Origin of the sequence: Caulobacter sp. D5 (genome assembly GCF_003185805.1) — a bacterium.
Lineage (GTDB): Bacteria > Pseudomonadota > Alphaproteobacteria > Caulobacterales > Caulobacteraceae > Caulobacter.
The window spans coordinates 1-7123 of record NZ_QHJY01000272.1; the positions used below are offsets into that span (position 1 = coordinate 1).

9 protein-coding genes and 1 pseudogene are annotated in these 7123 nt (G+C 68.9%); 8 read left to right on the forward strand and 2 right to left on the reverse strand.

The window, feature by feature from the left end; translation table 11 throughout:
- Nucleotides 1–109: 109 nt before the first annotated feature.
- Complete coding sequence (locus DMC18_RS17325; RefSeq protein ID WP_110120678.1) at nt 110–724, reverse strand: nitroreductase; 615 nt, start codon at nt 722–724, stop codon at nt 110–112.
- A gap of 72 nt (nt 725–796) precedes the next feature.
- Here DMC18_RS17325 and DMC18_RS17330 point away from each other — a divergent pair, with 72 nt between their 5' ends.
- From DMC18_RS17330 to DMC18_RS17355, 6 genes are all read left to right on the forward strand, one after another.
- On the forward strand, nt 797–1435 hold the full coding sequence (locus DMC18_RS17330) for an NUDIX hydrolase (RefSeq protein WP_110120677.1): 639 nt from the start codon (nt 797–799) through the stop codon (nt 1433–1435).
- 115 nt (nt 1436–1550) lie between these two features.
- The gene (cysE, locus tag DMC18_RS17335) at nt 1551–2381 is read left to right on the forward strand and encodes a serine O-acetyltransferase (RefSeq protein ID WP_110120676.1); all 831 of its coding nucleotides are present in this window, start codon (nt 1551–1553) and stop codon (nt 2379–2381) included.
- Between the two features lie 351 nt (nt 2382–2732).
- The gene (locus tag DMC18_RS17340) at nt 2733–3644 is read left to right on the forward strand and encodes a LysR substrate-binding domain-containing protein (RefSeq protein WP_110133146.1); all 912 of its coding nucleotides are present in this window, start codon (nt 2733–2735) and stop codon (nt 3642–3644) included.
- Nucleotides 3645–3750: 106 nt separating this feature from the next.
- Nucleotides 3751–3957 (forward strand): DUF3126 family protein, encoded by a 207-nt coding sequence (locus DMC18_RS17345; protein ID WP_110120674.1) that lies wholly within the window; start codon nt 3751–3753, stop codon nt 3955–3957.
- Nucleotides 3958–4040: 83 nt separating this feature from the next.
- Entirely contained in the window at nt 4041–4325 is a 285-nt protein-coding gene (locus tag DMC18_RS17350; RefSeq protein ID WP_110120673.1) for a type II toxin-antitoxin system Phd/YefM family antitoxin, read from the forward strand.
- Nucleotides 4325–4741, forward strand: a complete 417-nt coding sequence (locus DMC18_RS17355; RefSeq protein ID WP_110120672.1) for a type II toxin-antitoxin system VapC family toxin — start codon at nt 4325–4327, stop codon at nt 4739–4741. Before DMC18_RS17350 ends, DMC18_RS17355 begins: the two co-directional genes overlap by 1 nt.
- Here the strand turns inward: DMC18_RS17355 and DMC18_RS17360 are convergent.
- Nucleotides 4738–6003, reverse strand: a complete 1266-nt coding sequence (locus DMC18_RS17360) for an MFS transporter (RefSeq protein ID WP_110133147.1) — start codon at nt 6001–6003, stop codon at nt 4738–4740. The two genes, DMC18_RS17355 and DMC18_RS17360, sit on opposite strands and share 4 nt — an antisense overlap.
- A gap of 94 nt (nt 6004–6097) precedes the next feature.
- On the opposite strand from DMC18_RS17360, the gene DMC18_RS17365 reads away from it, so the two are divergent.
- Entirely contained in the window at nt 6098–6712 is a 615-nt protein-coding gene (locus DMC18_RS17365) for a TetR/AcrR family transcriptional regulator (RefSeq protein WP_110120670.1), read from the forward strand.
- Nucleotides 6709–7123: pseudogene (locus DMC18_RS17370) on the forward strand (GNAT family N-acetyltransferase); the annotation flags it as partial. The gene DMC18_RS17365 and the pseudogene DMC18_RS17370, both read left to right, overlap by 4 nt.

Here is a 7123-nt window from a genome sequence, read left to right on the forward strand (position 1 = left end):
AAGCCGACGGAGGGGGATGTGATTTCCCACGTCGGCGACAGCCTGAATTCGGCGGGGACTTCCCCCTCCGGCCCTACGGGCCACCTCCCCCTTCGGGGGGAGGGTCTGGTTACGCGCTCCACTCGCTGGTGATCGCCGCCACGTCGGGCCGAACGCGTTCCTGCGGCTGTTCGGCGCTCGTGCCGATGTAGAGGAAGCCGGCGACCTGTTCGCCCTCGGCGACGCCGAGGATCTTCAGCGCCCGCTCGTCGAAGCTGTACCAGTCGGTGATCCAGTTGGCCCCGTAGCCCATCGCCGAGGCGGCCAGCAGCAGCTGGGTGCAGACCGCGCCGGCGCTCATCACCTGCTCCCATTTCGGCACCTCGTCCGACAGCGGGCGGGCGATCACCGCCACGGCCAGGGGCGGGGTGGTCAGCTTGCGCATGGCGGCCGTGGCCTTGACCGGATTGGCCTGGTCGGCGGCCAGGGGCGCGATCTTCTCGGCGAAGGCGGCCTTGGCCTGCCCACGCAGCAGCACGAACCGCCAGGGCGAAAGCTTGCCGTGGTCGGGCACGCGGACGGCCAGACGCAGCAGGTCGGAGATTTCCTCTTCGCTGGGGCCGGGAGCGACCAGCGACATCGCCGAAGCCGAGCGGCGGCGGGCCAGGAAGGCCAGCACCTCGGGTGCGGGCTCGATCGCGATGGGCTCGCCGAATTCGGGGGCGGGGGGAACGGAACCGGCCAAGACGATCTCCTGAAAGCGCGCTACAGAAACGTCACCTATGGCCCCGCCCTGGTTCAGACAAGTCGAGAGCCCATGTCCGACGATCCAATCTGGCTGAAGCCGCACGGAAAACCCTGGGGCGTGACCAGCGCCAAGGTCGTCTACGGCAACCCCTGGATCGAGGTGACGGAGTACCAGACCGTCGCGCCGACGGGGCGGCCGGCGCTCTACGGCAAGGTGTCGTTCAAGAACCAGGCGATCGGCATCGTGCCGCTGCACGCCGACGGCACGGTGACCCTGGTCGGCCAGGCCCGCTTTCCGCGCGGCAACTACAGCTGGGAGATCCCCGAGGGCGGCGCGCCGATGCACGAGAACCCGCTGGACGGGGCCAAGCGCGAACTGGCCGAGGAGGTTGGGCTGGTCGCCGCCGACTGGCGGCTGATCCTGGAGCTGGAGCTTTCCAACTCGATCAGCGACGAGTTCGCCCACGGCTTTCTGGCCATGGACCTGTCGCCGACCGAGACCGCGCCCGACGACACCGAGGACCTGGCCGTGGCCCGCGTGCCGTTCCAGGAAGCTCTCCACGCCGCGGTCACGGGAAAGATGCCGGACTCGTTGACGGTGGCGTTACTGCTCCGGGTGCACCATATGGCGTCCGTGGGCGAGCTGCCGGCTGAGTTGGCGGCGCGCGTCCTCCAGCCCCTTCCGAAGGAAAGGGCTGGCAATCTTTGAAGTTTGGAGCATTTCCCTCGGAAATGCTCCTGGCGCGCTAGTTCAGTGCGCCGATCGTTCGACTAGGGCGTTTTGAATAAATATGCTCTAGTCTCCGCTGGGAAGGGAGAGCCCCGTGGCCAAGCATCTGGAAGTCGTGACCGAGCGCGCCGCGCCGCCCGTGTGGGCCGCCCTGCGCAACCAGGCCGAACACGCCGCCAAGGCCGAGCCGGCCCTGGCCTCGCTGCTCAACGCCGTGATCCTCAGCCACGACAACCTGGCCGACGCCCTGACCTTCCAGCTGGCCCGCAAGCTCGGCGACCAGGAGATGCGGGCCATGACCGCCCGCGAGTTCGCCGCCGAGGCCTTCGAGAGCGATCCGGCCCTCGTCGCCGCCGCCGAGGCCGACCTGCGCGCCGTGTTCGAGCGCGACCCGGCCACCAAGGGCTACGTCCAGCCCTTCCTGTTCTTCAAGGGCTTCCTGGCCCTGCAGACCCACCGCGTGTCGCACTGGCTGTGGGAAAACAATCGCGAGACCCTGGCCTTCTACCTGCAGAGCCGCGCCAGCGAGGTCTTCCAGGTCGACATCCACCCGGCCTCGCGCGTCGGGGCGGGCGTGTTCATCGACCACGGCACCGGCATCGTCATCGGCGAGACCGCGGTGGTCGGCGACGACGTCTCGATGCTGCACGGCGTGACCCTGGGCGGCACCGGCGCCGAGCGCGGCGACCGCCATCCCAAGATCGGCAAGGGCGTGCTGCTGGGCGCGGGCGCCAAGGTGCTGGGCAACATCACCGTCGGCGAATACGCCAAGGTCGCCTCCGGCTCGGTGGTGCTGAAGCCCATCCCGCCGCACTGCACCGCCGCCGGCGTGCCGGCCCGCCTGGTCAACTGCCCCACCTGCGAAGAGCCGGCCCGGACCATGGACCACACCCTGGCCGACGTGGTGTACGACTACGTGATCTGAGGGCTCCTCTTCCGTAGAGAGGGTCTCCTCCTTCCGTAAAATCCCCGCGAAAGCGGGGATCCAGGCTTTTTCGCCACCCGCGACGCTCGACGATAAAACACCTGGGCCCCCGCTTTCGCGGGGGTTTTACGGCTATTGGCTTGAAGCTCAACGGCAAGCCACCAACCGCGCTGTCTCCAGCCTCGGCGCCGGCTTCGCCGTCATGCCGTAGATCGCCAGCGCCCACAGCGCCGCGACCGCCGCCCATTGCGCCGATGTGATTTTCCGCTGCCTGTCCATGCCTGCGCTTATCCGGCGGTTGCGGCCGCGCGGCTAACGACTTATCGGTCGAGTTCTGTGAGGTTTCGTCACATGGCTCGACGTCCGCTGCCGCCGCTGAACGCCCTGCGCGCCTTCGAGGCCTTCGGCCGCCGGGGCCGCATGACCCTGGCCGCCGACGAGCTGTGCGTCACCCACGGGGCGGTCAGCCGCCAGATCCGCCAACTCGAGGACCATCTGGGCGTCGCCCTGACCGAGGGACCGCGCAACCGGCTGGTCATGACCGAGGCCGGGCTGAAGCTGGCCGAGGGCCTGACCCGGGCCTTCGACATCCTCGACGAGGCCGTGCCGCGCCCGCCCGAAGACGAGCCTCGGCCCACCGTGGTCTCGTGCCTGCCGACCTTCGCCATGAAGTGGCTGATCCCGCGCCTGCCCGACTTCGTCGCGCGCTTTCCCGACACGCCGGTGCGGGTGGCCGAGTCCAACGGGCCGTTCGACTTTCGCGCCGACGGCGTGGATTTGGCCATCCGCATGCGCGAGCCCGACGCGCCGTCGTCGTCCGACGCCGAGGCGACGCCGTTTCTGGCGACCTTCGTCGGGCCGGTCGTGGCGCCGGAGCTGGCCGCGCGCGTCCGGACGGCGGCGGACCTGGCGGCCCTGCCGCGTCTGCACACCCGCACCTACCTGCACAGCTGGGACCAGTGGGCGCGGGCCGCGGGTCTCGACCTGCCGGCGCCGGGGCTGGTGCGGGAGTTCGACCACTACTTCTACATGATCGAGGCCGCGGCCGCCGGCCTGGGCGCGGCGGTCGTGCCCTACGCCTTCGCCGAGCGGGACCTGGCGGCCGGACGTCTGGTGGCGCCGCTGGGCATGGCGGCCGAACCGACGCTGCTGTGCGCCCTGACGCCCAGGACCGGCGCCTCGCGCGGGGCCCGGCGCTTTCGCGACTGGCTGGTGGAGCAGGGGCGGGCGACCGCGCCGCCGCCGTTTTCTCAACAGGCCTGAGCCGGTTCGCGCGCAAAAGGCCTTACACTTTGCGCCCGGGACCTCTAGTTTCCCGCCATTCCGCCCCACGGGGGCGAAAGCCCAATAACAAGATCAGGAGCCCCCCGTGGACGCCGCCGCCATCGCCAAGCTCGAAGCCCACCTGAAGCGCACCTTCGGCAACCCGCACATCGCCGTGAAGGCCCGTCCGAAGCAGAAAGACTCCGCCGAGGTCGAAGTGAAGGGCGAATTCATCGGCGTCCTCTTCCAGGACGAAGACGAAGACGGCTCCTACATGTTCGAGATGGCCATCCTGGCCGAAGACCTCGAATAGGCCTGCAGCACACCGTCGCTTTGAAAAAATGACCACCCTGGCTATCTTGTCGGGGTGGTCATTTTTTATGGCGCGAGGGCGAAATGGCGGACGGGACCTGGAGCCTGGCCGAGGCCGAAGCCAAGTTCGGAGAAGTGGTCGAGCGAGCCCGCACGCAGGGGCCGCAGCACCTGACGAGTAACGGCAAGGACGCGGCCGTCGTTCTGTCGGCAGAAGAATATGATCGCCTTCGGGACGCGGCTGAGCCGTCCAGGGGGTCTGTGATCGATACGCTGTTCGATCCTGATATTCGCGGACTTCTGACCAATGAAGAAGCCGACGAGCTTTTCGCTCGTGACAAGGATCCCGGGCGAACCATCGCGTTCTGATGTTCCTGTTCGACACCAACGCGGTTTGTGAGCCCTTCAAGGATCAGGGAGATCCCAAGGCTCTCGCCTGGATCAGGGCTTGTCCCCCGGACCAGGTGTTTGTCAGCACGGTCACGATCGCTGAAATCAGCTATGGCATGGAACGGGTTTCGCCCGGCCGAAAGGCCGATCGCATCCGCGTTTGGCGGGACCGTTTGATCGCCAATCTGGGTGAGCGGCTGCTGCCCGTCGATGCCCAGATCGCCATGGCCCAGGCCCGCATCCGCCGCGCCGCCGAAAACGCCAGGCGGACCATGCCGTCGATCGACGCCTTCCTGGCCGCCACAGCCGAAGTCCACGGCCTGACCCTCGTTACCCGCAACGTCCGGGATTTCGAGGCCTGGGGCGGCCCCGTGCTCGATCCCTGGAGCGCCTAGGCCGCCATCGCCTTGACCTCGCGCCGGATCAGCAGCGAGGCGCCGGCCGCGATCAGGCCGGCGACGCCGGCGATGACGAAGGCCTGGACATACTGGCCCTGGGCCGCGCGGATCAGGCCCGCGCCGACGGCCGCCGTGGCCGCGCCCAACTGGTGGCCGGCGGCGATCCAGCCGAACACGATCGGGCCGTCGCGGTCGCCGAAAGCCTGGGTGGCCAGGCGGGCGGTCGGCGGCACGGTGGCGATCCAGTCCAGGCCGTAGAACACCGCGAACACCGACAGGCTGACGATCGAGAAGTCCGAATAGGGCAGGTAGATCAGCGAGAGGCCGCGCAGGGCGTAGTAGACGAACAATAGCTTGCGGGGGTCGTAGCGGTCGGTCAGCCAGCCCGACGCCGTCGTGCCGAAGAGATCGAACAGGCCCATCAGCGCCAGCAGGCCGGCGGCGCGGACCTCGGGCATGCCCCGGTCGCCGCAGAAGGCGATCATGTGCACGCCGATCAGGCCGTTGGTGGTCAGGCCGCAGATGAAGAAGCCCAGGAACAGGAGCCAGAAGGTGCGGGTCTTGCTGGCCCGCGCCAGAGCCCCGAAGGCGCCGGCCAGGGCGTTGGAGGCCGAGCCGCGCGGCGGCTCCACCCAGTCCTCGCCCGCGCCGAACGGCTTGTGGCCGATGTCGGCTGGGCGTTCGGGGATCAGCAGCCAGGCGATCGGGGCCATGATCGCGGCGACGGCGGCCACGGTCAGCACGACGGGGCGCCAGCCGCCGTGCTCGGCGATGAAGGCCATGGCCGGCAGGAAGATCAGCGAGCCGGTGGCCGTGGCGGCGGTCAGCAGGCCCAGCATCAGGCCGCGACGCTCGACGAACCAGCGATTGACGATGGTCGCGCCCAGCACCATGGCCACAGCCCCGCTGCCGAAGCCCGCCAGCACGCCCCAGGTGGCGACGTAGTGCCAGCTCTGGGTCATGAAGGCCGAGAGCCCGGTGGAGACGGCCATCAGCACGAGGGCCAGGCTGACGGTCTTGCGCACGCCGAACGACTGCATCAGGGCGGCGGCGAACGGGCCCGTCAGGCCATAGAGGAAGATGCCGATGGCCGCGGCCAGCGAGATCGAGCCGCGATCCCAGCCGAAGCTCTTTTCCAGCGGCAGGATCAGCACGCCCGGCGCGGCCCGCAGGCCGGCCGCGGCCAGCAGGGCCAGGAAGGTGACGCCCGCCACTACGAAGGCGTAGTTGCGGCCGAAGGGGCGGCGGATCGCGGCCATGAGATGCTCCAAGCGGAAAATGTAACCGATCGGTACGGGTCTTGATGGCGTTGTACGTACCGGTTAGTAACATCGTCAAGAGGCCTTGTTCCCGATGACGAAAACCGACGCCGACCAGCCCCTCCATCTGCAGCCCTACGCGCCGGCGGCGCGCGCGGCCGAGAAGATCTTCGAGACGGCCCGCGACCTGTTCTATCGCGAGGGCATCCGCGCCGTGGGCGTGGACGAGATCGTCAGCAAGGCGGGCGTGACCAAGCCCAGCCTCTATCGCAGCTTCAAGTCCAAGGACGACCTGGTCGCCGCCGTGCTGCGCGAGGTGGAAGAGGGTTTCTGGGACCGGTTCAAATCGGCCGAGGATGCGTTTGCCGGCGATCCCAAGGCCCAGATGGTTGCCTATTTCGAGGGGCTGGCGGCGCGCTCGGTCGGCGACGACTATCGCGGCTGCGCGCTGAGCAACGCTGCGGTGGAATATCCCGACCGCCAGCACGCCGGCCGTATGGTCTCGCAGACCCACAAGGAAGACCTGCGCCGACGCCTGCGGGCCAAGGCCGAGGAGATGGGCGCGCGCGATCCCGCCGCCCTGGGCGACGCCTTCCTGCTGCTGATCGAGGGCGTCTTCACCTCCAGCCAGATGTTCGACGGCGACGACAAGCCGGCCAAGGCCAGCGTCGGCGCCGTGAAGGCCCTGATCGCGGCCTATTGCCCATGAGCCATCCCCTCGACCGCCCCGTCTGGTCCAGCCTGACCGGCCGGCAGGCGCATCTGGCGATCGCGCGCGGCGGCGCGCTGCGGATGGACCCGCGCTTTGGCCTGTTCGCCGCCGTGGCCGAGGAGACGCCGGAAAGCCTGGCGGCCCTGGGCGTGCTGGTGCGCGAACATGGAAATAGCGGCCTGGTCGAGCTTTCCCCGCCGCCGCCGATCCCCAGGACGGCGGTGGTCTCCAGCGCCCTCTGCTGGCAGATGGCGGCGAAGGTGGTCATCCCGCTCAAGCCCGTCGACTTCGAGATCGTCGCCCTTGCCGACGCCGACGCGCCCGAGATGCTGGCTCTCGCGACCCTGACCAAGCCCGGGCCGTTCTTCTCGCGCACCCACGAACTGGGCGAGTTCGTCGGGGTGAAGG